The organism is Mesorhizobium sp. B2-3-7, assembly GCF_006442695.1.
GTDB lineage: Bacteria > Pseudomonadota > Alphaproteobacteria > Rhizobiales > Rhizobiaceae > Mesorhizobium.
Map to the genome: position 1 here is coordinate 77,063 of NZ_VFVV01000015.1, position 24,210 is coordinate 101,272.

The 24,210-nt window shown below is 62.8% G+C and carries 25 protein-coding genes, 1 tRNA gene and 1 pseudogene; 12 read left to right on the top strand and 15 right to left on the bottom strand.

What is annotated here, in order from left to right:
• Positions 1–47: 47 nt before the first annotated feature.
• Positions 48–401 (top strand): DUF971 domain-containing protein, encoded by a 354-nt coding sequence (locus FJ940_RS24650; protein WP_140561222.1) that lies wholly within the window; start codon positions 48–50, stop codon positions 399–401.
• A gap of 63 nt (positions 402–464) precedes the next feature.
• Entirely contained in the window at positions 465–1,076 is a 612-nt protein-coding gene (locus tag FJ940_RS24655) for a pyridoxamine 5'-phosphate oxidase family protein (RefSeq protein WP_140564542.1), read from the top strand.
• A gap of 21 nt (positions 1,077–1,097) precedes the next feature.
• On the opposite strand, the gene FJ940_RS24660 is transcribed toward FJ940_RS24655, so the two are convergent.
• On the bottom strand, positions 1,098–1,550 hold the full coding sequence (locus FJ940_RS24660; RefSeq protein WP_140548466.1) for a MarR family transcriptional regulator: 453 nt from the start codon (positions 1,548–1,550) through the stop codon (positions 1,098–1,100).
• A 47-nt stretch (positions 1,551–1,597) separates the two neighbouring features.
• Between FJ940_RS24660 and FJ940_RS24665 the strand changes: the two genes are divergently transcribed.
• The gene (locus FJ940_RS24665; RefSeq protein WP_140658192.1) at positions 1,598–2,509 is read left to right on the top strand and encodes an alpha/beta fold hydrolase; all 912 of its coding nucleotides are present in this window, start codon (positions 1,598–1,600) and stop codon (positions 2,507–2,509) included.
• 7 nt (positions 2,510–2,516) lie between these two features.
• Here the strand turns inward: FJ940_RS24665 and FJ940_RS24670 are convergent, their stop codons facing one another.
• Positions 2,517–2,918: a rhodanese-like domain-containing protein gene (locus FJ940_RS24670; RefSeq protein ID WP_140498621.1), complete on the bottom strand. Its 402-nt coding sequence runs from the start codon at positions 2,916–2,918 to the stop codon at positions 2,517–2,519.
• 72 nt (positions 2,919–2,990) lie between these two features.
• Positions 2,991–3,170: pseudogene (locus FJ940_RS28910) on the bottom strand (TetR/AcrR family transcriptional regulator); the annotation flags it as partial.
• 224 nt (positions 3,171–3,394) lie between these two features.
• On the opposite strand from FJ940_RS28910, the gene FJ940_RS24680 reads away from it, so the two are divergent.
• A complete protein-coding gene (locus FJ940_RS24680) occupies positions 3,395–5,290 on the top strand; it encodes a murein L,D-transpeptidase (RefSeq protein ID WP_140564544.1) in 1,896 nt (631 codons plus the stop codon).
• A gap of 4 nt (positions 5,291–5,294) precedes the next feature.
• Here the strand turns inward: FJ940_RS24680 and FJ940_RS24685 are convergent, their stop codons facing one another.
• The 5 genes from FJ940_RS24685 to FJ940_RS24705 form a co-directional block, all read right to left on the bottom strand.
• Complete coding sequence (locus FJ940_RS24685) at positions 5,295–5,771, bottom strand: hypothetical protein (RefSeq protein ID WP_140557197.1); 477 nt, start codon at positions 5,769–5,771, stop codon at positions 5,295–5,297.
• A 166-nt stretch (positions 5,772–5,937) separates the two neighbouring features.
• Positions 5,938–6,195, bottom strand: a complete 258-nt coding sequence (locus FJ940_RS24690; protein ID WP_140525200.1) for a PepSY domain-containing protein — start codon at positions 6,193–6,195, stop codon at positions 5,938–5,940.
• Positions 6,196–6,499: 304 nt separating this feature from the next.
• Entirely contained in the window at positions 6,500–6,673 is a 174-nt protein-coding gene (locus FJ940_RS28570; RefSeq protein ID WP_181165341.1) for a hypothetical protein, read from the bottom strand.
• 196 nt (positions 6,674–6,869) lie between these two features.
• A tRNA-Val gene (locus FJ940_RS24700) sits at positions 6,870–6,944 on the bottom strand.
• 375 nt (positions 6,945–7,319) lie between these two features.
• Complete coding sequence (locus FJ940_RS24705) at positions 7,320–8,003, bottom strand: phosphoglycolate phosphatase (protein ID WP_140498617.1); 684 nt, start codon at positions 8,001–8,003, stop codon at positions 7,320–7,322.
• 387 nt (positions 8,004–8,390) lie between these two features.
• On the opposite strand from FJ940_RS24705, the gene rpiA reads away from it, so the two are divergent.
• The 3 genes from rpiA to gor all read left to right on the top strand — a co-directional run bounded on the left by rpiA (position 8,391) and on the right by gor (position 11,214).
• Complete coding sequence (rpiA, locus tag FJ940_RS24710; protein ID WP_140498616.1) at positions 8,391–9,086, top strand: ribose-5-phosphate isomerase RpiA; 696 nt, start codon at positions 8,391–8,393, stop codon at positions 9,084–9,086.
• 21 nt (positions 9,087–9,107) lie between these two features.
• Positions 9,108–9,704: a DUF2059 domain-containing protein gene (locus FJ940_RS24715; protein WP_140525199.1), complete on the top strand. Its 597-nt coding sequence runs from the start codon at positions 9,108–9,110 to the stop codon at positions 9,702–9,704.
• A gap of 118 nt (positions 9,705–9,822) precedes the next feature.
• Entirely contained in the window at positions 9,823–11,214 is a 1,392-nt protein-coding gene (gene gor / locus FJ940_RS24720) for a glutathione-disulfide reductase (RefSeq protein ID WP_140557202.1), read from the top strand.
• A gap of 52 nt (positions 11,215–11,266) precedes the next feature.
• Here gor and mgtE read toward each other — a convergent pair whose 3' ends face one another.
• From mgtE to FJ940_RS24745, 5 genes are all read right to left on the bottom strand, one after another.
• Positions 11,267–12,631: a magnesium transporter gene (mgtE, locus tag FJ940_RS24725; protein ID WP_140658194.1), complete on the bottom strand. Its 1,365-nt coding sequence runs from the start codon at positions 12,629–12,631 to the stop codon at positions 11,267–11,269.
• 290 nt (positions 12,632–12,921) lie between these two features.
• The gene (locus FJ940_RS24730; protein WP_181168624.1) at positions 12,922–14,826 is read right to left on the bottom strand and encodes an ABC transporter ATP-binding protein/permease; all 1,905 of its coding nucleotides are present in this window, start codon (positions 14,824–14,826) and stop codon (positions 12,922–12,924) included.
• Positions 14,827–15,198: 372 nt separating this feature from the next.
• A complete protein-coding gene (locus tag FJ940_RS24735) occupies positions 15,199–15,468 on the bottom strand; it encodes a hypothetical protein (RefSeq protein ID WP_140498611.1) in 270 nt (89 codons plus the stop codon).
• Positions 15,443–16,123, bottom strand: coding sequence for a DsbA family protein (locus FJ940_RS24740; RefSeq protein ID WP_140498610.1), 681 nt, complete (start codon positions 16,121–16,123; stop codon positions 15,443–15,445). The genes FJ940_RS24735 and FJ940_RS24740 overlap by 26 nt, the downstream gene beginning before the upstream one ends.
• Before the next feature lie 61 nt (positions 16,124–16,184).
• Positions 16,185–18,005 (bottom strand): extracellular solute-binding protein, encoded by a 1,821-nt coding sequence (locus FJ940_RS24745; protein WP_140658196.1) that lies wholly within the window; start codon positions 18,003–18,005, stop codon positions 16,185–16,187.
• 225 nt (positions 18,006–18,230) lie between these two features.
• Here FJ940_RS24745 and FJ940_RS24750 point away from each other — a divergent pair, with 225 nt between their 5' ends.
• Positions 18,231–18,860, top strand: a complete 630-nt coding sequence (locus FJ940_RS24750; RefSeq protein WP_140498608.1) for an invasion associated locus B family protein — start codon at positions 18,231–18,233, stop codon at positions 18,858–18,860.
• Positions 18,861–18,952: 92 nt separating this feature from the next.
• Here the strand turns inward: FJ940_RS24750 and hspQ are convergent, their stop codons facing one another.
• Together hspQ and FJ940_RS24760 are read right to left on the bottom strand one after the other, a co-directional pair.
• Complete coding sequence (gene hspQ / locus FJ940_RS24755) at positions 18,953–19,276, bottom strand: heat shock protein HspQ (protein ID WP_181165343.1); 324 nt, start codon at positions 19,274–19,276, stop codon at positions 18,953–18,955.
• A 159-nt stretch (positions 19,277–19,435) separates the two neighbouring features.
• On the bottom strand, positions 19,436–20,650 hold the full coding sequence (locus FJ940_RS24760) for a UbiH/UbiF family hydroxylase (protein ID WP_140498607.1): 1,215 nt from the start codon (positions 20,648–20,650) through the stop codon (positions 19,436–19,438).
• Positions 20,651–20,762: 112 nt separating this feature from the next.
• On the opposite strand from FJ940_RS24760, the gene FJ940_RS24765 reads away from it, so the two are divergent.
• The 4 genes from FJ940_RS24765 to FJ940_RS24780 are packed head-to-tail and all read left to right on the top strand — an operon-like array spanning position 20,763 to position 24,108.
• Positions 20,763–21,659 carry a DUF2182 domain-containing protein gene (locus FJ940_RS24765; RefSeq protein ID WP_181165344.1) on the top strand — a complete coding sequence of 299 codons (897 nt, stop codon included), beginning with the start codon at positions 20,763–20,765 and terminating at the stop codon, positions 21,657–21,659.
• A 14-nt stretch (positions 21,660–21,673) separates the two neighbouring features.
• Complete coding sequence (locus tag FJ940_RS24770) at positions 21,674–22,288, top strand: DUF1326 domain-containing protein (protein WP_140498606.1); 615 nt, start codon at positions 21,674–21,676, stop codon at positions 22,286–22,288.
• A complete protein-coding gene (gene pcsA / locus FJ940_RS24775) occupies positions 22,285–23,103 on the top strand; it encodes a phosphatidylcholine synthase (protein ID WP_140498605.1) in 819 nt (272 codons plus the stop codon). Before FJ940_RS24770 ends, pcsA begins: the two co-directional genes overlap by 4 nt.
• Before the next feature lie 27 nt (positions 23,104–23,130).
• Positions 23,131–24,108, top strand: a complete 978-nt coding sequence (locus FJ940_RS24780; protein WP_140498604.1) for a quinone oxidoreductase — start codon at positions 23,131–23,133, stop codon at positions 24,106–24,108.
• The last annotated feature ends 102 nt before the right edge of the window (positions 24,109–24,210 follow it).

Sequence of the window (24,210 nt, forward strand, 5' to 3'; positions counted from 1 at the left end):
TCCGGCGAAGCGGCGTAGGGAAGGGCGGTTCGAAACGGAAAAACACCATGACGGCGCCGAAGGAACTGCGGGTCTCCAAAGACCGCAAACTGCTCTCCGTGACCTTTCCCGGCCACCAGCCATTCGAGCTGCCGGCCGAGCTGCTGCGCGTCGCCTCGCCGTCGGCCGAGGTGCAGGGCCATTCGCCGGACCAGCGGGTGACCGTTCCGGGCAAGCGCGATGTCACCATCCTCAAAATTGAACCGGTCGGCAACTACGCGGTCCGCATAACCTTCGATGATTTCCATGACACCGGCATCTTCACCTGGAATTACCTGCACACGCTGGGCCACGAGAAGGATGCGCGCTGGAATGCCTATCTTGCCGAGCTGGCACAAAAGGGTCTCAGCCGCGACCGTTAGCCGGCGGGCGTCGTCAAGATGTCATGGAGCGGGAGTAGGGGCGGCGGATCGGGAGACAAGACAATGTCCATCATAACCACCGTCGAACAGCTTGAAGCGTTCTATGGCCTGCCCGGCGAAGCCTCGGTGGTCAAGGAACTCGACCACGTCATTCCCGAATACGCCGCCTTCATCGACGCCTCGCCCTTCGTCGCGCTGGCGACGAGCGGGCCGGAAGGGCTGGATTGCTCGCCGCGCGGCGATCTCGCCGGCTTCGTGCGCATCGTCGATCCGAAAACCCTGATGATGCCGGACCGGCGCGGCAACAACCGCGCCGATTCGCTGAAGAACATCATTCGCGATCCCCGCGTCGGGCTGCTGTTCCTGGTGCCGGGCTCCGGCACGACGCTGCGTATCAACGGCCGCGCGCACATCACCACGGATGCCGCGCTTTGCGCGTCGTTCACGGTCGACGGCAGGCCGGCACGCTCGGTGAGCGTCATCGATGTCGATACGGTCTATTTCCAATGCGCCCGCGCCATCGTGCGGTCGGAACTGTGGAACCCGGAAAGGCATGTCGATCCGAAGTCCCTGCCGACGCCAGGAAAGATCCTGGAGATCACCAGCCGCAGGAACATCGACGGCGAAACCTATGACAAGGAATGGCCGGAGCGGGCAAAAAAGACGATGTGGTGATCCGCTGGACCGCAATGGCGGTCAGGCGTCCTTCAACACCTCGTAGATCTTGCGCATCTGCTCGCCGATCATGTCGCACTGCTCCGGCGTCGACTGGCTCATCGCTTTCTCGATCAGCGCCATGTGCACCTTCAGCGCCTGCATCAGCAGCGCCTCGCCGGCTTCGGTGAGGGCCAGCCGCAGGATGCGCTTGTCCTTCTCGTCGCCTTCGCGGCGCAGCAGGCCGCGAGCCTCGAGCTGCGGCAACAGCATGGTGATGTTGGAGCGGCCGACGAGCAGCTTGCGGGCGAGATCGTGCTGCGACATGCCGGGATGGCGGTAGAGATTCATCAAAACATCGAGCTGCGCGGGTTTCAGATCGAGCGGAGCGAGCTTCACGGCAAGCGTGCGCTCCAGCACATGGCAGGCGCGCGCAACCGCGACCCAGTTGCGAAACCGCGGGTTGTCCCAGGGCAGCTCTTGTTTATTGTTCATCTTTGAACTATTATGTTCATGCTTGAACGTATGGATGGATTCCCACTATGGCATCATTCGGACTGAAGGTCATCCGGGGTGTATTCGGGGCCGCCGAACATGTCGCCCCCCGCCTCACCGGGCGCGCCGCATTCGAGCTGTTCTGCCGTACGCCGAACGCCAGGGTGCTGAGCGAGGGCGAACGCCGTGCCGTCGCCCGCGCGGCAGATTTCATGGCCGAAGCGCGGCATCACCGGCTGAAAGCCGGGTCCGGCTGCGTCATGGTGCATGAATTCCGTCCGGAGCCGGGCAGGGCGTCCGCCGGAACGGTTCTCGTCGTTCATGGGTGGCGCTCGCGCACCGAATATATGCGCATGCTGATCGAGGGCTACCGCGCCGCCGGCTACAGGGTCGTCTCGCTCGACCTTCCCGGCCACGGCCAATCGCATGGCCGGCGGTTGAACATGGTCAATGCCGTGGATGCGGTGCGAATCGCGGGCGAATGGTTCGGCCCGTTCGCGGCGGTGGTCGGTCATTCCTTCGGCGGCGCCGTCGCCGCCAATGCAATCGCCGGATCGATCAGGAACATTGCGCCGCTGGCGGCCGGGCGCCTGGTGCTGATCGCCGCGCCCAGTTCATTGCCGGCCATCTTCGCCGACTTCAGCCGCATGCTCAATGTCGGTCCGCGCTCGCAGGCCGCCATGGCGGACCGTGTCGAATATCTTTCCGGCCGGCCGCTGCACGAATTCACCGGCGATCGGCAGCTTGCCCAGGCGCCGGTGCCGACGTTGGTCATCCACGCACCCGACGATCGCGAAGTCTCGGCCGATCATGCCTGGCGTTATGCCGGCGCCGGTGACCATGTGTTGCTCCACTGGGCCGAAGGGCTCGGCCATCGCCGCATCCTGGCGGACAAGGGCGTGGTGGAACGCGCCGTCAGCTTCGTGGCCGCGCAACGGGAGCCGTCGCTGCTCCATTGAACCGCAATCAGGGCTGTTTCTTCTTCTCGCCGGGTTCCACCGGCAGTCCGGCCGCCTTCCAGGCGGTGTAGCCGCCAAGGATATGCTTGACCCGCGACAGCCCCATGTCCTGCGCGGTCTTGGTGGCGAGCGCCGAACGCCAGCCGCCGGCGCAGAAGAACACGAAGCTCTTTCCCGAAGCGAAGAACGGCTTGTGATAAGGGCTCTCGGGATCGATCCAGAATTCCAGCATGCCACGGGTGACATGTTTCGCGCCGGGAATCCTGCCGTCGCGTTCAATCTCGCGAGGATCTCGCAGGTCGACAAAGATGGTGCCTTCGTCCTCGATCAGGGCTGCCGCTTCCTCGGGCGAAAGCACTTCGATCTCGGCATTCGCCTCGTCCAGCAGTTCGCGATAACCCTTTTTCACCGTTCGATCCTCCCGGCCCGTTTAGACTGGCGCTCCGTCCGTTCGGATTTCGAGCACAACGCCCGGCGTTTGTCATCCCGCGTCGGGACCGGCTATCGTCTTCCAGGCCGCCAATGCCCCCTCCGCGGTCGCCAGCAGGGCCGCATGCGAAGCACCGTCGCGGCCCTGGATCGACATGCCGTGTTGAGCCGTCGCGCAAAAGGTCGCAGCGGCTTCGCAGTCGAAACTCCTCGGCAATTCGCCCACGGCCATGCGCCGAGGTCTGACGACGCCCCTGGGCTTCGACGGCCGGAGCGGATTGTGTCCGCTCCGGCCGTCACGATGTTGTGAAACCGTTCTGCCACAGCCGCCCCAAAATTTATGAAAGCTTAACGAAATCGGTATGAATCGGTATAGTCGCGTCTTACATCCGCCATGCGGTGGGCAAGACGCACGAGCGTGCGGAACGGAGCCGGTTGCGGCTGGAGCGGGTGACCATGAAATTGCCGGGAAACAAAGCTACCGCGTTGCCGCTTGCAGCGCTCGTGGCGACGCTGGCCCTGGGAACGCCGCAAGCAGGCGCGCAGGGGCTTTTCGACATGCTTTTCGGCGGCGGCGTAAGGCACGAGCCGCGAGGTGAGTTTCCTCCTCCGCCACCAAGGCGCAAGCCGAACCCCAACGTATCCGCCGGCGGTGGTGGCGGCGGCAGCGTGAAGATCAGCAGCCCTTCCTACTACACCTACAAAGCCGACAAGCTCGTGCGCGTCGACTTCTCGGCGCTTACGGCAGCGCCGCAGCCGGCGACGCCGCAGGACGCCGCCTTCGTGCCCTCAGCCACCGGCAACGCCTTTCGCGAGGCAATCGCCGGACTGAGCGACTACGAGCTCTATGCGGAGCCGGATATCGCCAAGGCGCTGATCGCCTATTATTCGGCCAATCCGGATTTCATCTGGGTGACCGGAGCCAACGCCAACAGCCGCGCACAGGACGCGGTGCGGGTGCTTGGCGAGGCGGCGAGCTACGGCCTGGCACCGTCCGACTACACGGTCGACGTGCCGACCGCCGCTGCGTCGACTGGTGACGCCGCTGCACGTTTGAAGGAGTTCGTGCGCTTCGAAATGGCGCTGTCGGCTCGCGTGCTTCGCTATGTCCATGATGCCCAAAGCGGCCGCGTCGAACCCAACCGCATGACCGGCTACTATGATTTCCCCGCCAAGCCGCTCGACATGGAAGGCGTTTTGAAGACGCTGGCGCACACCCAGGAAGTGCGCACCTATCTCGAATCGCGGCATCCGCAGAACCCGGAGTACCAGGCGCTGCGCGTCGAGCTGGAGTCGCTGCAAGCGAGCGCCGAAAACGAGATCGTCGTCGATCCCAACCTGTTGCTGAAGCCGGGCGAAACCAGTCCCGAGCTTCCCAAGCTGCTGAGCCTGATCGCGCGCGATCTCGACGACGAGATGGGCGGCGCCTACGGCGAAGTGCTGTCGCGGCTCGCCACCAGCGACGTCTACCTCCCTGAGCTGGTCCCGGTCATCAAGGCGGTGCAGCAAAAAGCAGGCATGAAGGGCGACGGCGTCATCGGACCGCGCACCGTCGCGTCGCTGGCCGGAACGTCCAAGGCCGACCGGTTGCTCAAGGTACAGGTGGCGCTGGAAGAACTGCGCTGGCTGCCATCCGACCTCGGCAGCCCGCGTGTGTTCATCAACCAGCCGGCCTTCACGGCGAGCTACATCGACAATGGCGAGGAAAAGCTGAAAACCCGTGCGGTCATCGGCAGGACCACCAACCAGACCGCCTTCTTCTACGACCAGATCAAGCAGGTCGACTTCCATCCTTATTGGGGGGTGCCGCAGTCGATCATCGTCAACGAAATGCTGCCGAGATTGCGCAGCGATCCGGGTTATCTCGACCGGGCCGGCTATGAGGTGACCGATTCGCGCGGCAAGCGCATTCCGTCCTCGGCGGTCAACTGGGGCGGCTATGGCGCGAACATCCCCTACAGCGTGCGCCAACTCCCGAGCGAGGCCAATGCGCTGGGCGAATTGAAGATCCTGTTCCCCAACAAGCACGCCATCTACATGCACGACACACCGCAGAAGTCGTTCTTCCAGCGCGATATGCGCGCGCTCAGCCATGGTTGCGTGCGGCTGCAGGATCCGCGGGGCATGGCGGCTGCGGTGCTGGGCACCTCGGTCGACGATATCGCCGAGAAGCTGAAGCACGGCCATTCGACCGAGAGCGTGACGCGCACAATCCCGGTCTACGTCGCCTATTTCACTGCATGGCCCGACATGTCCGGCAAGGTCGAATACTTCAACGACGTCTACGACCGGGACACGCGGTTGAAGCAGGCCCTGGACGCCACCGAAGCGGCACGCTCGCCGTCGAGCTGAGAATTCAGCGGGCCGAGAGCGGTCGCCGGAAACCGGCGTCGCGCCCTGCGATCAGCCAGTAGACAAGCCCGGCGACCAGGCCGGCAGCGGCGATGATGCCTATATCGGCCCAGCGCTCCGACGCCATGTCCTCGAGCGCGCTCGGCCAGATCAGGGCAAAGCCGCCGACCGCCGCCGCACCGCCGAAGAGCATGTGTAGCCAGAAGCCGCGCAACGAGAAGCATTCGGCGATCAATGCGAACACCAATGTCTGCACCCCGGTCAGCACGATCGTCAGGAAATAGATGAACATGCCGAGCGGCGGCACCACCAGCGCCGCGATCGGCGAGACGCCCATGAGGTCGAAATACCGGGGCGCATTGGGTAGGGAGCTCAGCACGGCATAGATCGCGACAACGGCGATCAGGCCGACCAGCACGGCGACGAGATAGCCGGCAAGCACCATCAAGATACGTTTCAACACATGCCTGGCCGTCGCCATGCATACCCCCCGTGAAGCTCCGCTGTAATCAGCCATCAAAGGTGCATTGGCGCAAGGGCGGGCACATCTCACGCCGCAGGCTCGGCATTTTCAGATGGGACCGGTGATCATTGCCGGGAGGGATCGTAGAACGGGTTGCCCGTCCCGCAGGTTTCCCCTGACGAAGCTATCTGGGTTCGGCTGTCACCGGATCATAGGTGATTTCGACCTTCGCCTTGTCGGCGGTGTAGTAGGTGACGGTATAGGCGCCATCATCCCAGTCGACCTCCTTGACATAGCGGAAGCCATCGCGCTGCTCGACCTTGGCGATGATGTCGGACAATTTCTTGGCATTGGGCGGCGGCAGCGGTTTTTCGTCGGCCGCCAGAACCGGGCCGGAGCCGAGAAGAACGGCGACGCTTGTCGCCACGAGAAATCTGGTCATGGTTTTCCCTCAAGTTTCGACAGGGGGAAACTCAGTGATGGGGAGGTTTGTTCCCCAGGCGGGATTGATGGCCAGGCTATGCATCGGCTTTGTGACTGCCCTCGAGCAATTCCCGATTTTCTTGCAATCAACCCCGCCGGCTTTGTCCCGGCGCTACAAGACGGCGAATGATCATGGTCGAATCGATCGCGATTCTCGAATACCTGCTCGCCCGCACGGGCCGAGCCCGCTCGCCGTCGCCCCACATGATCCGGCTTTCGTCGCCTACCTGCAATTTTTCGGAGGGCTTCTCAACCCCCACGCGTCAGGCTGACCGCTTAAGCTCTGCCACCTGCACACCCAGCCGGAACGCCTGACCGTCGGCGTATGAGCGCGCATAGCTTTCGGCTGAGAATGGGACGGTGGTGGTGACGCCATTGACGGTCACGCGAACCGACCACGACTTTTCCCTGACGATTTCAACGGCGTGTTCTGCCATGTTCTCCCCCGAGAATCTGACGTTGAGGAAGCTACCATAGCGTCGCCCAACTGATTTGCATACAAACAAACCGACAGATGGTGACGGAAACCCAAAATCAATAAGGGCGAGGCGCCAAGCTGTTTGGCCTACGCGCCAGTAGCTTTTTTGGACAAAGTGGAGGGGCCTAGTCATCCAACAAATCAGTTTAGTTGGATGGTGGGCGATGCAGGGATTGAACCTGCGACCCCACCCGTGTGAAGGGTGTGCTCTCCCGCTGAGCTAATCGCCCGCTCGTTGCCCGAAGGCCAAGCGAGCCGCGATATAAGGGAGGGCGGTGCGGGAAGTCAAGGCGGTGTCCGGCGTTCTCACAAGGGGCAATCGCTTCAGGTTTCGTCATACTCTTTCAAGCGCCGGCGCCGCCCCTCACCTGCCTGCCGGCATCCTCTCCCCGTATAGACGGGGAGAGGGGGCTGTGTCGCCGTTTTCGCCAATTTTTAACGTTGCAATGGAGGCGCCAGCGTTCCGGCCAGACCCTTCTCCTCGTCTCTGTGCGGGGAGAAATGCCCGGCAGGGCGATGAGGGGCGGCGCCGACTTCGATCATTAGAGGCATCCGCCGCAAACAGGAAACTGTCATTGAACCTGTCCCGGCCGCCCGCTATCCGTTCAATGTTGCGCCGCGGCGATCAGCCGCTCAGCTAGGTCCAGCGTCAGCGCGTCGAAATGCGAGATTACCGCCGAGGGCTCGAACTCGCGCACGTGGCGGTCGGTGTAGCCGAAGTCGACGGCCACCACTGGGATGCCGGCGGCTTTCGCGGTGTCGATGTCGGTCTGCGAATCGCCGACCATCAAAGCGCGGTGCGGGTCGCCGCCGGCGCGCTTGATGGTTTCGGTGAGGTGGCGCGGATCGGGTTTGCGGAAGGCGAAGGTATCCTGTCCGGCAATCGCCGCGAAGTGTTTGGTCAGGCCGAGCGCCTCGATCAGCGCCAGCGAGTTGGCCTCGTATTTGTTGGTGCAGACGGCCAGGAGGTAGCCGGCCTTCTCGAAGCGGGCGATCGCCTCGAGGACGCCGGGGTAGGGGCGGGACTTGCCGGGAATGTTGAGGGTGTAGTGGTCGAGGAACAGTTTCAGCAGCCGGTCGTGTTCGGCGACATCGAGCGACCGTTGCTGCGCGGCGTGCGCCCGTTCGATCATCACGCGGCCGCCATGGCCGACGAAGCGCCTGAAGCCGGCTTCGTCGACGGCCGCGAGCGCGCTGGCGGCAAGGCTGTGGTTCAGGCTGTCGAGCAAATCCGGTGCTGTGTCGATCAGCGTACCGTCGAGGTCAAACACGATGATCGGGCGGGTCATGATCCATCCTGGGCAGTTTATGCAATGGGCAGGCGATAAAGGCTGCGGCGCGTCAAGGCAAGCGCCGGGCAGGCTCGTTCAGGCAAGCAAGCTCCCCGGACCGGGCATTCGCGACGAACCGCCAGCCATGAAAAAACCCGCCAGTGCGGCGGGTCCCGGCGCAAATCTGCACCATAGGCAAATATGTAGCATAACTGCCTTCACCCAGTCAATGGCATATAAGAAAAAATTCCTATGAACGTTACTCGCGCATCGCTCGCTGGCCGCGCGGGCACACCATTGACGGGAGGCCGAACGTCATCAACCTACGCCGCTGCAAGGGCTTTGACCGGACCGGCAAAAATGGTAGGAGCCGCAAACACCAGGTTCCGGGGCGGTAAAAGCGGCATGGATGCAAGACAGTTGAAGGTCGAAGCCGCGCGGGCGGCCCTTGCCCATGTCACCGACGGCATGCGGCTCGGCATCGGCACCGGCACCACCGCCGACGAGTTCGTGCGGCTGCTTGCCGACAAGGTGGCCACGGGCCTGACCATCATCGGCGTGCCAACGTCCGAGCGCACCGCCTCGCTGTGCCGCGAACTTGGCGTGCCGCTGTCGACGCTGGAAGAGACGCCGGAACTCGATCTCACCGTGGACGGCGCCGACGAAGTCGACCCCGCGCTGACGCTGATCAAGGGCGGCGGCGGCGCATTGCTGCGCGAGAAGATCGTCGCGGCGGCTTCCGCTCGCATGATCGTCATCGCCGACCGGTCCAAGATGGTCGAGACGCTCGGCCGTTTCCCATTGCCCATCGAGGTCAACCCATTCGGTCTGCGCGCAACCGAAATCGCGATCGGCAAGGCGGCTGCAAGGCTCGGCCTTTCCGGTCCGGTTACATTGAGGATGACGGGCGGCCAGGCTTTTGTTACAGACGGCGGCCACTTTATCCTCGATGCATCTTTTGGCCGCATTCCGGATACAAGAGCGCTATCGAATGCTCTCCACGCCATTCCCGGCGTGGTCGAGCACGGTCTTTTCATCGGGCTGGCGTCAGCGGCCATCATCGCCGGGGGCGATGGCATCCAAACCGTCCATGCCGCCTGAAAACAGGGAGTTCTATCGACCATGATGTTGCATAACCGGGTTCGCCGCTTTTCCGTCCTTCTGGCGGCATCGGCCGTTTTGGCCTTCTCTTCGCCGGCGTTCTCGCAGGACGTCACGGAAGCGCACCTGAAGGCGGCGCGTGCCGCGGTCACCGCAATCCATGCGACCGACCCGTTCGACAACATCCTGCCGCAAGCCGCCGCCGCCCTCGAATCGCAGCTCATCCAGAAGAACCCCGACATGCAGGAGCTGATCGCCAAGACGATCAGCGAGAAGGCCCTGGCGCTGGCCTCGCGCCGGGCCGACCTGGAGAAGGAAGCAGCCCTTGCCTATGCGAAGGTGTTTTCCGAACAGGAACTCAACGACATCGCGACCTTCTACAATTCGGACTCCGGCAAGAAGCTCCTCGAGAGCGGCCCGGCCGTGACGCGCGACCTGGTGAAAGCGGCCGATATCTGGCAGAACGGGCTTGCTCGTGACCTCGCCCAGCAGGTCGGCGAAACGTTGGCCGCGGCGGCCAAGGCGAAAGCGCCGGCAGCGCCTGCCGATGCGGCTGCGCCTGCGAATGGCGCCGCCCCCGCCGACGGGTCGGCCCCTGCCGACGACACGCAGAACTGATCCTGCCATTTCAAACGGCCCTGCGGCCATCTGTGAAGCCCGGCTTGTCCGGGCTTTTCTTTTTATGCTTTGCGGCCTACCTGTCACTCACATTTTCCGAAGCTCAAGGAGCCGCGCAATGGCCGCTTACGACTACGATCTTTTCGTCATCGGCGGCGGTTCGGGCGGGGTGAGGGCGGCGCGCGTCGCCGCAGCGCTCGGCAAGCGCGTGGGCATCGCCGAGGAATACCGCTTCGGCGGCACCTGCGTCATCAGAGGCTGCGTACCGAAGAAGCTCTATGTCTATGCTTCGCAATTTCCTGAGCATTTCGCCGATGCCGCCGGCTATGGCTGGACGGTGCCGGAAGCCAGTTTCGACTGGCCCACACTGGTCGCCAACAAGGACCGCGAGATCAGCCGGCTGGAGGCGATCTACAAGAGGAACGTCGAGGGCGCCGGCGGCGAGGCCTTTCACACGCGCGCCATGATCGTCGACCCGCATGTGGTACGTCTTCTGGACGAGGACCGTACCGTCACCGCCGACCAGATCCTGATCGCCACCGGCGGCCGTCCGGCGCCGCACCCGGCATTGCCCGGCCACGAACACTGCATCTTCTCCAACGAGGCCTTCGACCTCAAGCAGTTGCCCAAGTCGATCATGATCGAAGGCGGCGGCTATATCGCGGTCGAATTCGCCAACATCTTCCATGGCCTGGGCGTCGACACCACGCTGGTCTATCGCGGCAAGGAGATCCTCAGCCGCTTCGATATGGACCTGCGGCGCATGCTGCACGAAACGATGGAGAAGAAGGGGATCAAGATCCTTTGCCATGCCGTCTCGGAATGGATCCGCAAACGGCCGGACGGCCGGCTCGACGCGTTGCTCACCGGCGGCCAGACGCTGACGGTCGACCAGGTGATGCTCGCCATCGGCCGCATCCCCAACACCGAGAATATGGGACTGGAAGGCATCGGCATCGAGATGACCGCGACCGGCGCGATCCAGGTCGACGCGTACTCCCGCACCAACGTCGAAAACATCTGGGCGATCGGCGACGTCACCAATCGCGTGCAACTGACGCCGGTGGCGATCCACGAGGCGATGTGCTTCGTCGAGACCGCCTTCAAGGGCAACCCGACCGCGCCCGACCACGACACGATCGCCACCGCCGTGTTCTCGCAGCCGGAGATCGGCACGGTCGGCCTGTCGGAAGACGAGGCGGTCAAGCGCTTCCCCGACATCGAGATCTATCGCGCGGCATTCCGTCCGATGCGGCACACCTTGTCCGGCCGCGACGAAAAGATGCTGATGAAGCTGGTGGTCGATGGCGCGTCTAAGAAGGTACTCGGCGCGCACATATTGGGGCCGGATGCCGGCGAGATGGCGCAGCTTCTCGCCATTCCGCTGAAGGCCGGGCTGGTCAAGGATGATTTCGACCGCACCATGGCCGTGCATCCGACGGCCGCGGAAGAGCTTGTGACCATGTACAAGCCGACTTACCGAGTGAAGGATGGCGAGCGCGTAGACTGACGGACAAACGCGCCGCGGCAAGGTGCTTGCCGCGACGCAGCTAGGAGAGCTGCTACAGCAACGTGCCGCGCAGGATCACCTGCGCCACCGAGAAATAGATGACAAGCCCGGTGACATCGACCAGCGTGGCGACAAACGGCGCCGACGCGCTGGCCGGGTCGAAGCCGACGCGTTTCAAGGCGAACGGCAACATCGAACCCGACAGCGAGCCGAAGGTGACGATGCCGACCAATGCCGCTCCGACCGTCGCGGCGATCAACGGCCAGTGCGGGCCGTAGTTGTAGAAGTCGAAATACTGCCAGAGCGCGATGCGGCAGATGCCGACGACGCCGAGTATCGCCCCGAGCAGGAGGCCGGTGGGCAATTCGCGCAACGCCACCCGCCACCAGTCGCGCAGGCCGATCTCGCGCAATGCCAGCGCGCGTATGACCAGCGAGGTCGCCTGCGAGCCGGAATTGCCGCCGGAACTCATGATCAGCGGAATGAAGAGCGTCAGCACGATCGCTTTTTCCAGCTCGCTCTCATAGCTCTGCATCGCGTTGGCCGTCAGCATCTCGCTGATGAACAGCGCGCACAACCAGCCGGCACGCTTCTGGATCATGGCGAGGAAGCTCATCTTCATGTAGGGCTCGTCCAGAGCCTCCATGCCGCCGAAGCGATGCACGTCCTCCGTCGTCTCCTCGATCATCGTGTCGATGATGTCGTCGATGGTGACGATGCCGAGGATCTTGCCGTGATCGACGACGGGAACGGCGAGCAGATCGTATTTGGAAATCGTCTGCGCCAGGGTTTCGCGATCGGTCAAAGGCGTGACGGTCACCGGCACGCGGTCCGGCGCCACCGACAGGATCGAATCGTCAGGCTCGCCGGTGATAAGCCGGCGCAGGCCGGTCGAGCGCATGAGCAGATACGTCTCGGGATCGACGATGTAGATGGCGTAGACGGTTTCGCGCGTCCGCTCGACCTTTCGGATGTAGTCGAGCGTGCGGCCGACGGTCCAGTCCGAGGGCACGCTGACGAACTCCGTCGTCATGATCGAAGCGGCACTGCCTTCGGGGTAACCGAGAATCGAGAGCAGGGTTGCGCGCAGCGGGGGCGCCAGCACGCCGAGCAGCTCGGAACGGGCGGGTTCGTCAAGATCGCGCAGGATGTCGGCAGCGCGATCGACCGACATGGCGGTAAGCAGCTTGCCCGCCTTGGCGCGAGGCAAGGCCTCCGCCAGCTCGGGCGCGCCCTCGAGCTCCGGCTGGTCGAAGATATCGACCAGCCGTTCGAACGGCACTTCGCAAAGCAGCTCGGTCGCCGTTTCGCGCGACTCGCGGTTGAGCGCTTCGACCACGTCTGCGACATGGTCGTTTGCAAGGACGCGGGCGATGGCGACGGCCTCGTCGTCCGCTACGGGGGAAAAATCGTTCATGGTTCACTCCTTGCCGTCCGGCAAGACGTGAACCGTCGAGGTCACGTCAGGGCGGACGGCGGTTGCGTTCGACTGTGACTGTCGCCAGGCATGGCGCGGTGACCTTTCCGCTCGCGGGTTCGAGTTTGATGTCTGCGAGCGGGCGCAACATAGGAGCTCGCCTTGCCCTGTCAATCGAGGTGATCGAGGAAAATGCGGGCAACATGCCCCAGTCGCGAGACTGTGATCGCTGAAGCGTATCGCGCCGAAACGGTAAAATGGCTGGACGGCCTATGCCGCGGCGAGTCCGGCTACTTCTGCTTCAGCCGGCGCGGAAAACGCAGCCATTTGTCGTCGACCGGCCTTGGCACCGGCCCTGGCTGTGCGAGAATGGTGGTGAGCTCGGGAGGCAGGCTCGGCACCAGCGGCTTCTTGGTGGCGACGCCGTCCGCGATCGCGACGATCGAGTGGTAGAACTCGGCGCCGGTGACCGATCGCGGCGCCACCGCTTCATGCATGACGCTGATCACCGTTACATCGGGGCAGTTGTCCTTGATCGCCTGGTGGAAGGCAACCTTGCCCTCCGGATCGAGTGCGCCGGTCGCCTCGTCCAGGAATAGTAGCCCGGGTTGATGGAGCACGATGCGGGCCACCACCAGCTTCTGTTTCTGACCGCCGGACAGGACCTGATCCCAGCTTTTGCCTTCGCGGCTTTCGTCGCCCATATTCTCGATGAAGTCGCCCAGACCCGCCTTGTGCAGCGCGGACGCGACCTGCGCGTCGCCATGGTCGTGCTCGGAGCCCGGCAGGCAGACCAGCTGCTTCAGGGTCACCTGCTGCAGCTTGACCTCCTGGGCTGCATAGAAACTCTTCACCCCTTCGGGGAAGACGATGGTGCCGCGGCCGTAGGGCCACAGGCCGTTGATGGCCTTGATCAGCGAGGTCTTGCCGCAGCCGGATTCGCCTTTCAGGAAGGTCCATTCGCCGCGCCGGAAGCGCAGGTTCGCCGCTACGAGGAAAGGCGTTGCGTCCTCACCCTGATGCGCCAGTTCGAGCTTCTGGATGGTCAAGCCAAAAACCGGGTTCTGGCTGGCGTAGCGGAAGTCGGAACGGCCGCTCTGGCTGTAGAATTCCTGGGGGTGCTGAACGTTCTCGATCGCATTGGCCAACTCGGTGACACGCTGGCTGTTGGCGCGCAGGGTGGCGATGGCGGGCATGACATGGATGAACCACGAACATTGGCCGATCAGCGAATTGACCAGTTCGGAGCCGGTTATGTAGCCCTTCAGGTCGAAGCCGTTGTGGATGAACGGCACAAGGCCCGGTCCATAGGCGACAATGCGGGCGCCGATGAAATTGTAGATCAGCTCGAACGACATGTAGACGGTGTTGACGATGTTGAGCCGCGTCCATGTGCCGTCAATATCGCCATAGAGGCGGCCATGCATGGTCCTCTGCACGCCTTCGCCGCGCGAGGCCGCGACATGGAAGCTGCGGCGCAGGAATGTCGTCAGCTCGCCACGGTAACTGCCTTCGGCCTGCTGCATCCTGACATTGAGACGCTCGAGCATGCCACCGAGCTTTACCGCGATCCAAGTGTTGAGCGGCACATAGATGGCGACGGCAAGGAGGGCGAGGATGGCGCTGCCATAGCTGCCGAGGAATTCGAGCCCCTTTACCTCGACGGAGGTCTCGAGCAGCTTCTGGCCGACGAAATAGAGCGAGGTGGCGACACCCAGCACACCCATGGCCAGCCCGATGGCGCCGCCCGTCATGTCCTTGATCGATTCCTGGACGCGCTGATCGATGTTGTCGGGGGCCGGCGCGCCATTGCCGGTCGAGGCATGCTGGGCGTGGAAATGGGTGTGGTTGCCGTCCAGCAGCGCCTCGTTGAAACGGCTGTCGAGCCAACCGCGCCATTTGCGGTGCAAGGTTGCTGAGACGAGATTGCGGATGCCCGTGAAGCCGGCGTCCTTGAGCACGACCAGCAGCACCAAAATACCGGCATTGGCCAAAAGCGTCTGGAGAGGGGTGGTGTTGGCGGCGTCGTGGAAGAAGGCGATCGAGTTGACCAGTTCCCCGGATGCTTCTGCGAACCAGACGCCGGCCTTGCTGGACAGAGCGGTGAGCAGCGCGATCACCAGCGTCAGCGTCCAGGCCTCCTTCCACCGGTCCGAGACCCAGTAGGCCCGCATCAGGCCCCAGAAGCTGCGCATCGAGGAAACCGGGGTCAGAAGCGACCGCCTTGCGGCATCGCTGTGTAGTCCATCTGTTCCTGACAGTTGCGGTGGTCTGTCGACCCGAATCACAATCCCGCCCAAACCTTTTTTGTATTGTTACGGATGGTAACACCAATTGATCATTTTCCATTAATTTTTATAGGGGGGCAGCGGGATTGAGGTGGATGCCGTGGCTGCAGGGCAACAGGTTCGGCTTCCCGAGCGTCGCGCCAAAGCCGACGAAAAGCCGGTTTAAGCTAGTGATGTCAGGTAATTACGCGGCATCAGAGCGCGACGTTTCTACCTTCCCCTAGGGAAGGCGTTCGCACGAATTTGTGACCCGCTTGGGCTGCCCGGCAAGCCGGCTTTTCATTGCAGGCTAATCAAAATTCCGGAAAACACGTCGCCCTGGACGCCTGATTCCTCGCCGGCATGTCCCCGCCGGAAGTCCGGAAATGACCTGAGACGCTGGGCAAGCCAGCGATCGACCGGACCGGCGGCATCAAGGCAGGCCGCGACGCCGGCAAAGCCAATGATCGCGGAACCCACCGGGGCCAGGCGTTGCCTCACGCCCGGGGAGGGCTGCTTGAAAATCCTGCGTTGAAGATCGGGTTCAGTCGACTTTTTCCAGTTCGCCACGCGCCTTGGCGGCGGCTACCTGGCGGATGGCGTCGGCGAGCGTGTCGACGTCCTGCGCGCCCATCACCGCGTATTTGCCCTCCAGCAGGAAGCATGGCACGCCTGATATGCCCATGCGCGACGCGGTGGCGATCTCGGTGCGAACCGCCTCGACATCGGCATCGGTCGGCAAGAGCGTCTCGACAACGGATGCGTCCATTCCGGTCTCGCGCGCCGCCTCGACCAGCACGGCGTGATCGCCGATGTTGGCGCCTTCTTCGAAGTTCAGCTGGAACAGGCGGCGCACCAGCCGGTTCTGCACGTCTTCGCCGGCCGCACCGGCCCAGCGAATGACGCGATGGGCATCAAGCGTGTTGGGCGCGACCTTGATGGCGCCGAAAGCGAAGGAAATGCCTTCGGCTTCACCGAGCGGCTCGATACGGGCGTGGATCTGGCGAATGTGTTCGTCGCTGCCGAACTTGGCCAGCATATACTCGCGGCGATCCTTGCCTTCCGGCGGAATGGTCGGATCGAGCTGGAACGGCCGCCAGCGTATATGCACATCCACCTCGCCGGCGGCGGCGACCGCCTTATCCAGCCGCTTCTGGCCGATGAAGCACCATGGGCACACGACGTCGGACACCACGTCTATGGTGATCGTATTCGCTTGGCTCATCTCGATCTCCTGAACGTTCGGGCGCCGTGCACTTACCGGGCTTCCACTCCTGGGCCTATGCTCAGTTCGGCTTTCGCCACCAGGTCGGCAACTGGTAACCGAATATGGGCGTCTTTTGCGGATGGTCCAGATAATTCCAGTAAGCGATCCATTGCTGCGTGTTGTGCTGCATCGGCACCATGTAGTTGCCGGAGATCAGCAACCGGTCGAGAACGCGCACGGCGGCGACGTAATCCTCCTTGGTGCGGGCGCGCAACATGGCCTCGATCGCAGCGTCCACCGCGGGATCGGCGACGCCGGCGAGGTTGAACGAACCTTCAGCCTTGGCGGCGGAGGATGACCAACGCCCGATCTGCTCGATGCCGGGCGAGAGCGAATTGTTGAAGCCGCTCGAGCCGATCAGCACCTCGAAATCGAAACGCTGCTTGCGCGACTGTATCTGGTCGCCGTCGAGGCTGCGGATGGAGACATCGATGCCGATCTTTTCCAGCGTGCGCTGGTAGATGCCGGCGAGACGCTCCTCGTCCTGCGAGGCGGTCAGGATCTCGAAGCCGAAGGGCTTGCCCTCGGGGTCGAGCATCGTGCCGCCCTGCAGGTGGTAGCCGATGCTTTTCAGGAGATCGAAAGCCGCTTTCAGCACCTTTCGGTCCTGGCCCGAGCCATCGGTCACCGGCGGCCGCCAGGTTCCGTCCATGACGTCGGCCGGCACGCGGCCGGGGTAGGGCGCCAGCAACGCTTTTTCCCTGTCGTCGGCCGGATGGCCGAGCGCCGAAAGCTCGGAATTCTGCCAGTAGCTCATCGTTCGCGCGTATTTGCCGCCAAACAGGTTCTTGTTGGCCCATTCGAAGTCGTAGAGCATGCCGAGCGCCTGACGCACCACGGGGTTCGAGAATTTCGGCAGCCTCGTGTTGAACAGGAAACCGGTCACGACGGGTGGAATACCGGTGTCGAAAGTTTCGGCAACCACCTCTCCCCTATGGAAAGCGGGAAAATCCAGATCGCGTTCGCGCTTCACCGGATCGCTGTCGTCGTCGATGGCGCAAAGGCCTTTCTTGAACGCCTCGAGCTTGGCATTGGCGTTGAGGAAATATTCGATGGTGATCTGGTCGTAATTGTCGAAGCCGCGCTTGGCCGGAATATCCTTGCCCCAATAGTCCGGGTTGCGCTTGAAAACGATGCGCTGGCCGGGCGTCACCTGTGCGATCCTGTAGGGGCCGCTGCCGATCAACGGCTTCAGCGTCGTCCTGTCGAAAGTCTCGATGTCGAAGGCGTGCTTGGGGATGATCGGCGTCAGCGCGATGATCAGCGGAAATTCGCGATCGGCCTTGTCGTTGAAGGTGAACCGCACGCTGTGGTCGCCGGTCTTCTCAAGCTTGGCAATCCTGGCCATGCGGTCGCTGTAGGGCGGACGGCCTTTCTGGGTGTAGGCATCATAGGTGAACAGCACGTCCTCCGGCGTCACCGGCTGGCCGTCCGACCATTTGGCATTCGGGTTGAGATGGAATTCGATGCTCTTGCGCTCGGGATCCATGTCAGCCGACTCGGCAAGCAAGCCATAGAGCGTGAAGGCCTCGTCGGCATTGCGCTGCATCAGCGGCTCGAAGACCAGATTGCCGAAGATCGTGTCCATCATGCCGCGCGCCGTGGTGCGCAGGCTCTTCAGGATGAAGGGGTTGAGATTGTCGAAACTGCCGACGACGCAATAGGTGATGCTGCCGCCCTTCGGCGCGTCGGGATTGACGTAGTCGAAATGCGCATAGTCGGGCGGTAGGGCCGGCTCACCCTGCATGGCAATTGCATATTTGGGTTCCGACGCCGCCGGCAGGGACGAAAGGACGAAAAATGATGTCGCGGTGATCAGCCAAACGAGAACGCGGCCCATGACCGTCTCCTTACCGGGTCGGCTTGATGATTCGGTGCGCACACTAGCATGAGGCACCGCCAATGTTCGTTGCCAAGAATCGCAGATTGCAGGCTGGATTCGGCACCGCTTGCAGTGTAACACGCCGTCCGAAGTCATTCTGTTGCCTCATTTCGGCAACAGGTAGCTGGACCACATGGCGCGAAGAAGCGGGTCCCCGGGATCATTTGAGAGGAAGTGCACGACATGACGAGCCTGAACAGCAATGCGTACCGCCTGTCGGTCATGGCCGCTGGCGTGATCGGCTTTCTGGGCGCGGCAATTCCCGTTGCTTCCGCACAGCAGCAACAACAGATCCCGCAGGGCTGGTTCAAGGCTTGCACAAAGCAGGAAGACGTCGACATCTGCAACGTGCAGAACATCACCACCGCCGGCAACGGCCAGTTGGTCACCGGCGTGAGCCTGATCGAGCTGAAAGGCAAGGTGAACCGCAAGGTCTTCCAGGTGACGGTTCCGACCGGTCGTCTGGTTGGTGCCGGCATTGGCCTCCAGATCGATACCGGCAAAACGCAGAAGCTTGAATATGTGGTCTGCTTCCCCGACCGCTGCGTGGCGGAAGTGCCGCTGACCGACCAGCTCGTCGCCTCCTTCAAGAAGGGCCAGGCGCTCACCTTGACCTCGATCAATTTCCAGAACCAGCCCAATCCGATCAAGGTCGCGCTGCAGGGCTTCAGCGGCGCCTATGACGGCCCGCCGCTGCAGCAGTCGGACATCGAGGACCGGCAGAAGAAGCTCCAGGATTTCGTCGCCAAGAACAACCAGGACTTCGCCAAGAAGCTCAAGGAAGAGCAGGACAAGGCGAAGACCGCGAACTGATCGGTTCGGGCATTCTCAAAGCCACAAAAAAGCGGGGTCATGCCCCGCTTTTTTGCTTCTGCACCTGACTCACTGATCAGTGCCTGAGGTGATCAATGCCTGGACTGCCGTTTCGGTTCGTAGCGTCCGTCCGGCTTTTTGTCGAACATTTCCTTGATCTGCGGGTGGCGGACCGGTTCTCCCGATTGGTCCTCGAGCAGATTCTGCTCGGACACATAGGCGATGTACTCGGTTTCCGAATTCTCGGCGAGCAGATGGTAGAACGGCTGGTCCTTGCGCGGGCGCACGTCGACGGGGATCGCCTCGTACCATTCCTCCGTATTGGCGAATTGCGGATCGACATCGAAAATGATGCCCCGGAACGGAAACAGCCGATGGCGAACCACCTGTCCGATCGCGAATTTGGCTGTTCTCATCGTACTCACCACTGAATTCCTTAGCTTTATTTGGCGCAGACTCCGAATCAATTCAATCCCGAAGCTTTGAGCGTCCTCAAGCTGCGTGTGATACGGAGCAAAGATTGTGGGCGAGTTGCCGGCCATCGATGCCTGCCGGCAGCAAATGTGTTCGCAAGCTCACTGCTGGCGCGCTTGCTTTCCCAAGCCACCGCCAAGCGCCGCAAACCCGCTGCCGGGACGGAGCCCTTCGCGCATGAAGAAAGCGCGAAGCGGTGCAAAACCACCAAGCACGCCGAGCCCGGCACCGCGCGCCATCTGCGCCGGCAGCAGGTCGGAAAGCAGCGACATGTTCAGTAGATTGACCGCGCTGCTGCGCGCCAGAATATCGGGCCGGCGCTTGAAGTCATAGATGGCGAGGGCTTTCGCGGCCCCTGGGTCTTCATAATTTTCATTCGCGATTCCAATAAGATCGTCGATATCCCTGATGCCAAGATTGAGCCCTTGCGCGCCGATCGGCGGAAATACGTGGGCGGCTTCGCCGACAAGCGCCACCCGGTCGCGCGCAAAACGCAGCGGCGTCGCCGTTGCAAGCGGATAGACCTGCCGGCCTGGCTCGACCGTCACCCGGCCCAGCATGGACTGCATCCGCTGTTCGACCCGCAGCGACAACGTCGCATCGTCCAGCGCGGCAAGTTCCGTGGCGGTTTCCGGCTTGACCACCCAGACCAGGCTCGAGCGGTTGCCGGGCAGCGGAACCTGCGTGAACGGACCGGTTTCGGTATGGAACTCGGTCGAGGTGAAGGCATGATCGCGGCCGTGGGAGAAGTTGAGCACCAGCGCTGCCTGGGGATAAGTCCGGGCGGCGGTCGAGATGCCCGCCGCCTGGCGCGCCGGCGACAGGCGTCCGTCGGCGGCAACCGCCAGGGATGCTTCGATCACGCTGCCGTCGGCAAGGGCCGCGCGAGCCTTATCGGCGCCGAGATGCCAGGCATCGACCATGGATGTCAGCCACGCGATCCCGGAATGCGCGGCAACCCTGCCGGCGAGCGCGGGAATGAGGACGCTATTGGGCAGGTTGAGCCCGAACTGATCCTCGTCGATCTCGCTGGCGCGGAAGGTGACGACCGGACTGCGGATCAACCGGTTGGTCGCGTCGACGATGCGCATCACCTTGAGGGGCGCGGCCTGCGGCTTGATGTCGGCGAGGACGCCCAGCCGCTCAAGCACCTTCAAGGCAGGGTTCATCAGTGCCGTCGTGCGGCCATCGCGGGCGGATGCCTCCGGCCCGACGAGCGTCACCGGAAAGCCGGCATCGGCGAAACCGAGCGCGGCGATCAGCCCTGCCGGCCCCGTGCCGGCGATGAGTATCCGTGCTGTTTTCTGATGCTCCAAGATCGACTTCCGGCTTGCGATGCGGGGCAGCGCACGCGCCCCGCCACTCGATGAGCATATAGGTCAGGTCATACGGCTTGATCAACGGGGCGATTCGGCCCATTCGAAGGTCATGACCGGCCGCCAGGACGACTTCAGCCATCTCGACAGCGCAGGCCGTGCGACGGCCGATATCGCACGCAACCCGCGTTTGACGGTGAACCTCGTTGTCGGCGCCGGCATCCTGCTTGCCTGGCTGTCCCTGGCCGCAATGGCGGTCCGCGCCGCGGAGGGACGCGCCGCGGGTATCGGCGCGCCCGGCGACGCCTTGTTGAAAACCCTGCCGCAGCTGCCGTTGCCCGATTCCGTGGCCCGGTTCTTCGCCCTCTGCCTCTCGGCCGCGCCCCTGGACGGAGATATCGGCCCGCGCGCCGGTGCGCTGACGGCAATGTGGTTCCTGATGGCGACCGCGACGATGCTGCCCTCGGCGGCGCCGATGATCCGAACCTATTGCGAGATCGCCGATACGGCCAGGATCAGGCATGAGCCGGTCGTCCATCCGCTGGTGCTGGTCGCCGGCTATCTCTCGACATGGCTGGCCGCGTCGGCTGGGTTTGCGGCGCTGACGCTCGCCATCGATGCGTTCGCCTCGTCAGGCCAGATGTTCGATCCGGTTCTGGGCATTGCCGGCGCTGTCGCCTTGCTGGTCGCCGGCCTCTACCAGTTCAGTGGCCTGAAGGAGGGCTGCCTGAAGAAATGCAGGAACCCCTTCGCGATCCTGTTTGCCAACTGGAGCGCGCGGCCTGCAGCCATTTTCCGGCTCGGCGTCGCGCAAGGCATCTGGTGCCTTGGCTGTTGCTGGGCACTGATGCTGGTGATGTTCGCCGTGGGCGTGATGAACGTCTTCTGGATGGCGCTGATCGGCCTGTTCACCCTGATCGAAAAACAAGCCGCGGGCAGGCTTCCAACCCGGCTGGCCGGTGCGATACTGCTTGTCTGGGCAGCCGCGCTGCTAGTAGTCTCGCTATGAGTGGGGGAAACTCGATGACGGATCCGAGCTGGGCAATGAAGGGGGAGCTCGTACTCTCCTGCAATTGCACGGTTTTTTGCCCTTGCGTGCTGTCGCTGGGCAGCCATCCTCCGACCGAAGGCTATTGCCAGACCTGGGCGGGTTTCCGTATCGATGCCGGTCATTTCGGAGAGGTCGACCTGTCAGGGCTTAATCTCGGGCTGATCATGGAAATCCCCGGCTATATGAGCCGCGGCAACTGGACCGCCGGCCTGTTCATCGACGTCAGAGCCTCGATCTATGCGGTCAAGGCGTTGACGAAGATCTTCACCGGCAAGGCGGGCGGGACGACGTCGCTGCTTTCGATCCTCGTCGGCAAATTCCTCGGTGTCGAACAAGTGCCGATTACCTATGAGACACGCGACAAGACGCGTATCTTCCAGATACCGAAGATCATCGATGGGGCGGTCACGCCAATTGTCGGCAAGGACCGCGACAAGGACACGGTGATCAGCAATTCGGAATATTGGATCGCGCCGGAGATCATCGTGGCCAAGTCCGACAAGAGCAAGATGCGAGCCTTTGGTCGCAACTGGAATTTCGGCGGCCGTTCAGCCGAAATCTGCAAGCTGGACTGGCAGGGCCCGTGAGCAAGAACACAACGGCCAGGAAAGCCGCCAAGAAAATCGCCGACCGGATTCCGCGGCCGAAGAAGAAAGTCACCTGGCCGCAGGCGCGCGCTTTTTCGGTGCATCTCCTGACCGCCTCGGGTTCGTTCCTGGCCTTCCTGTCGCTGGTGGCGGCGAGCGAGGAGCGCTGGACGGCCATGTTCTGGTGGCTGGGGCTGGCGCTGTTCGTCGACGGCATAGACGGGCCGATCGCGCGCAAGCTCGAGGTCAAGGAAATCCTGCCAACATGGTCGGGCGAGCTCCTCGACAACATCATCGACTATGTCACCTATGTTCTGATCCCGGCCTTCGCGCTCTATCAGCGCGGCTTCATGGGCGAGGGCCTGTCGTTCCTGTCGGCGGCCATCATCGTGGTGTCCAGCGCGATCTACTATGCAGACACCGGCATGAAGACGAAGGAGAATTTCTTCAAGGGATTCCCCGTTGTCTGGAACATGGTGGTGTTCACGCTCTTCGTCATCGAGCCGGGACAATGGGTCTCGTTCGCGGTGGTCGTGGTGGCGGGCATCCTGACATTCGTTCCGATCAACTTCATCCATCCGGTTAGGGTGGTGCGGCTGCGGCGCATCAATCTCGCAATGACTCTTTTGTGGTGCGCTTTCGGCGCGCTTGCGCTTGCGCAAGCGGCACTCGCCGCCTTCTATGACCAGATCGGCGTGCTGGGCGCGCAGGTCAGCACCTTCATAAAGATTGGCATTACCGTTACCGGGCTCTATCTCGCCTGTATCGGCGGCATCATGCAGTTCTTTCCAAATCTCGGTGCCAAAAAAGCCTGATCGGCAAATTTCTCAAGGAAGCCCACCATGCCCAAAGCAGTCCGCATCCACGCCCATGGCGGTCCGGAAGTCCTGACCTATGAGGACACCGATCCCGGCCAACCGGGATCAGGGCAGATCCTGGTCAGGCACACGGCAATCGGCCTCAATTTCATCGACGTCTATCATCGCTCCGGTCTCTATCCGCCGCCCGGCGGGTTTCCGCTTATTCCCGGCAGCGAGGCCGCCGGTTTGGTCCTGACTGTGGGCGAGGGCGTTGACTGGCTGAAGCCCGGCGACCGGATCGCCTATGCCGTCACCACAGGCGCCTATGCGCAGGAGCGCGTCATCGATGCCAGCAAGGTCGTCAAGGTGCCGGACGGCATCAGCGACGAGCAGGCGGCAGCAATGATGCTGAAAGGCATGACCGCCGAATATCTCTTGCGCCGGACCTTCAAGGTCAAGGCAGGCGACACCATCCTGTTCCATGCGGCAGCCGGCGGCGTGGGGCTCATTCTCGGCCAATGGGCGAAGCATCTGGGCGCGACCGTTATCGGCACGGCAAGTTCGAACGACAAGATCGAACTCGCCAAGGCACACGGCTTCGACCATGTCATCAACTACAAGGAGCAGGATTTCGTTGCCGGCGTCGCGGCCATCACCGGCGGCAAAAAATGCGATGTCGTCTACGATTCCGTCGGCAATGACACATTCCCGGCCTCGCTCGACTGCCTGAAGCCGCTCGGCATGTTCGTCAGCTTCGGCCAGTCGTCGGGACCGATCCCGCCATTCTCGATGTCGCTGCTGGCGCAGAAAGGATCCTTGTTCGCCACAAGGCCGACGTTGTTCGTCTACAATGCAAAACGCGAGGATCTGGACGCCTCGGCCGCGGCCTTGTTCGAGGTCGTGCTCAGCGGCGCCGTCGAGATCAAGATCAACCAGCGTTATGCACTCAAGGATGCGGGCAAGGCGCACGCGGATCTTGAAGGGCGCCGCACGACAGGCACGACCATACTGGTTCCCTGACGGATACTGCCCTGGTTTTCAGCTCTCTCACACAGGTGCGGGCAAGGTTTGCACGAAAAGCCGGCCCGCCGCGTGGTTGCGCGAAGAAGACTGATCTTTGCC

What these genes read in the sequence shown, in the direction of transcription:
- FJ940_RS24650 (WP_140561222.1), top strand. Translation starts at nt 48, where the DNA reads ATGACGGCGCCGAAGGAACTGCGGGTCTCCAAAGACCGCAAACTGCTC.
- FJ940_RS24655 (WP_140564542.1), top strand. Translation starts at nt 465, where the DNA reads ATGTCCATCATAACCACCGTCGAACAGCTTGAAGCGTTCTATGGCCTG.
- FJ940_RS24660 (WP_140548466.1), bottom strand. Translation starts at nt 1,550, where the DNA reads ATGAACAATAAACAAGAGCTGCCCTGGGACAACCCGCGGTTTCGCAAC.
- FJ940_RS24665 (WP_140658192.1), top strand. Translation starts at nt 1,598, where the DNA reads ATGGCATCATTCGGACTGAAGGTCATCCGGGGTGTATTCGGGGCCGCC.
- FJ940_RS24680 (WP_140564544.1), top strand. Translation starts at nt 3,395, where the DNA reads ATGAAATTGCCGGGAAACAAAGCTACCGCGTTGCCGCTTGCAGCGCTC.
- FJ940_RS24685 (WP_140557197.1), bottom strand. Translation starts at nt 5,771, where the DNA reads ATGGCGACGGCCAGGCATGTGTTGAAACGTATCTTGATGGTGCTTGCC.
- FJ940_RS24690 (WP_140525200.1), bottom strand. Translation starts at nt 6,195, where the DNA reads ATGACCAGATTTCTCGTGGCGACAAGCGTCGCCGTTCTTCTCGGCTCC.
- FJ940_RS28570 (WP_181165341.1), bottom strand. Translation starts at nt 6,673, where the DNA reads ATGGCAGAACACGCCGTTGAAATCGTCAGGGAAAAGTCGTGGTCGGTT.
- FJ940_RS24705 (WP_140498617.1), bottom strand. Translation starts at nt 8,003, where the DNA reads ATGACCCGCCCGATCATCGTGTTTGACCTCGACGGTACGCTGATCGAC.
- rpiA (WP_140498616.1), top strand. Translation starts at nt 8,391, where the DNA reads ATGGATGCAAGACAGTTGAAGGTCGAAGCCGCGCGGGCGGCCCTTGCC.
- FJ940_RS24715 (WP_140525199.1), top strand. Translation starts at nt 9,108, where the DNA reads ATGATGTTGCATAACCGGGTTCGCCGCTTTTCCGTCCTTCTGGCGGCA.
- gor (WP_140557202.1), top strand. Translation starts at nt 9,823, where the DNA reads ATGGCCGCTTACGACTACGATCTTTTCGTCATCGGCGGCGGTTCGGGC.
- mgtE (WP_140658194.1), bottom strand. Translation starts at nt 12,631, where the DNA reads ATGAACGATTTTTCCCCCGTAGCGGACGACGAGGCCGTCGCCATCGCC.
- FJ940_RS24730 (WP_181168624.1), bottom strand. Translation starts at nt 14,826, where the DNA reads ATGCGCAGCTTCTGGGGCCTGATGCGGGCCTACTGGGTCTCGGACCGG.
- FJ940_RS24740 (WP_140498610.1), bottom strand. Translation starts at nt 16,123, where the DNA reads ATGAGCCAAGCGAATACGATCACCATAGACGTGGTGTCCGACGTCGTG.
- FJ940_RS24745 (WP_140658196.1), bottom strand. Translation starts at nt 18,005, where the DNA reads ATGGGCCGCGTTCTCGTTTGGCTGATCACCGCGACATCATTTTTCGTC.
- FJ940_RS24750 (WP_140498608.1), top strand. Translation starts at nt 18,231, where the DNA reads ATGACGAGCCTGAACAGCAATGCGTACCGCCTGTCGGTCATGGCCGCT.
- hspQ (WP_181165343.1), bottom strand. Translation starts at nt 19,276, where the DNA reads ATGAGAACAGCCAAATTCGCGATCGGACAGGTGGTTCGCCATCGGCTG.
- FJ940_RS24765 (WP_181165344.1), top strand. Translation starts at nt 20,763, where the DNA reads ATGACCGGCCGCCAGGACGACTTCAGCCATCTCGACAGCGCAGGCCGT.
- FJ940_RS24770 (WP_140498606.1), top strand. Translation starts at nt 21,674, where the DNA reads ATGACGGATCCGAGCTGGGCAATGAAGGGGGAGCTCGTACTCTCCTGC.
- FJ940_RS24780 (WP_140498604.1), top strand. Translation starts at nt 23,131, where the DNA reads ATGCCCAAAGCAGTCCGCATCCACGCCCATGGCGGTCCGGAAGTCCTG.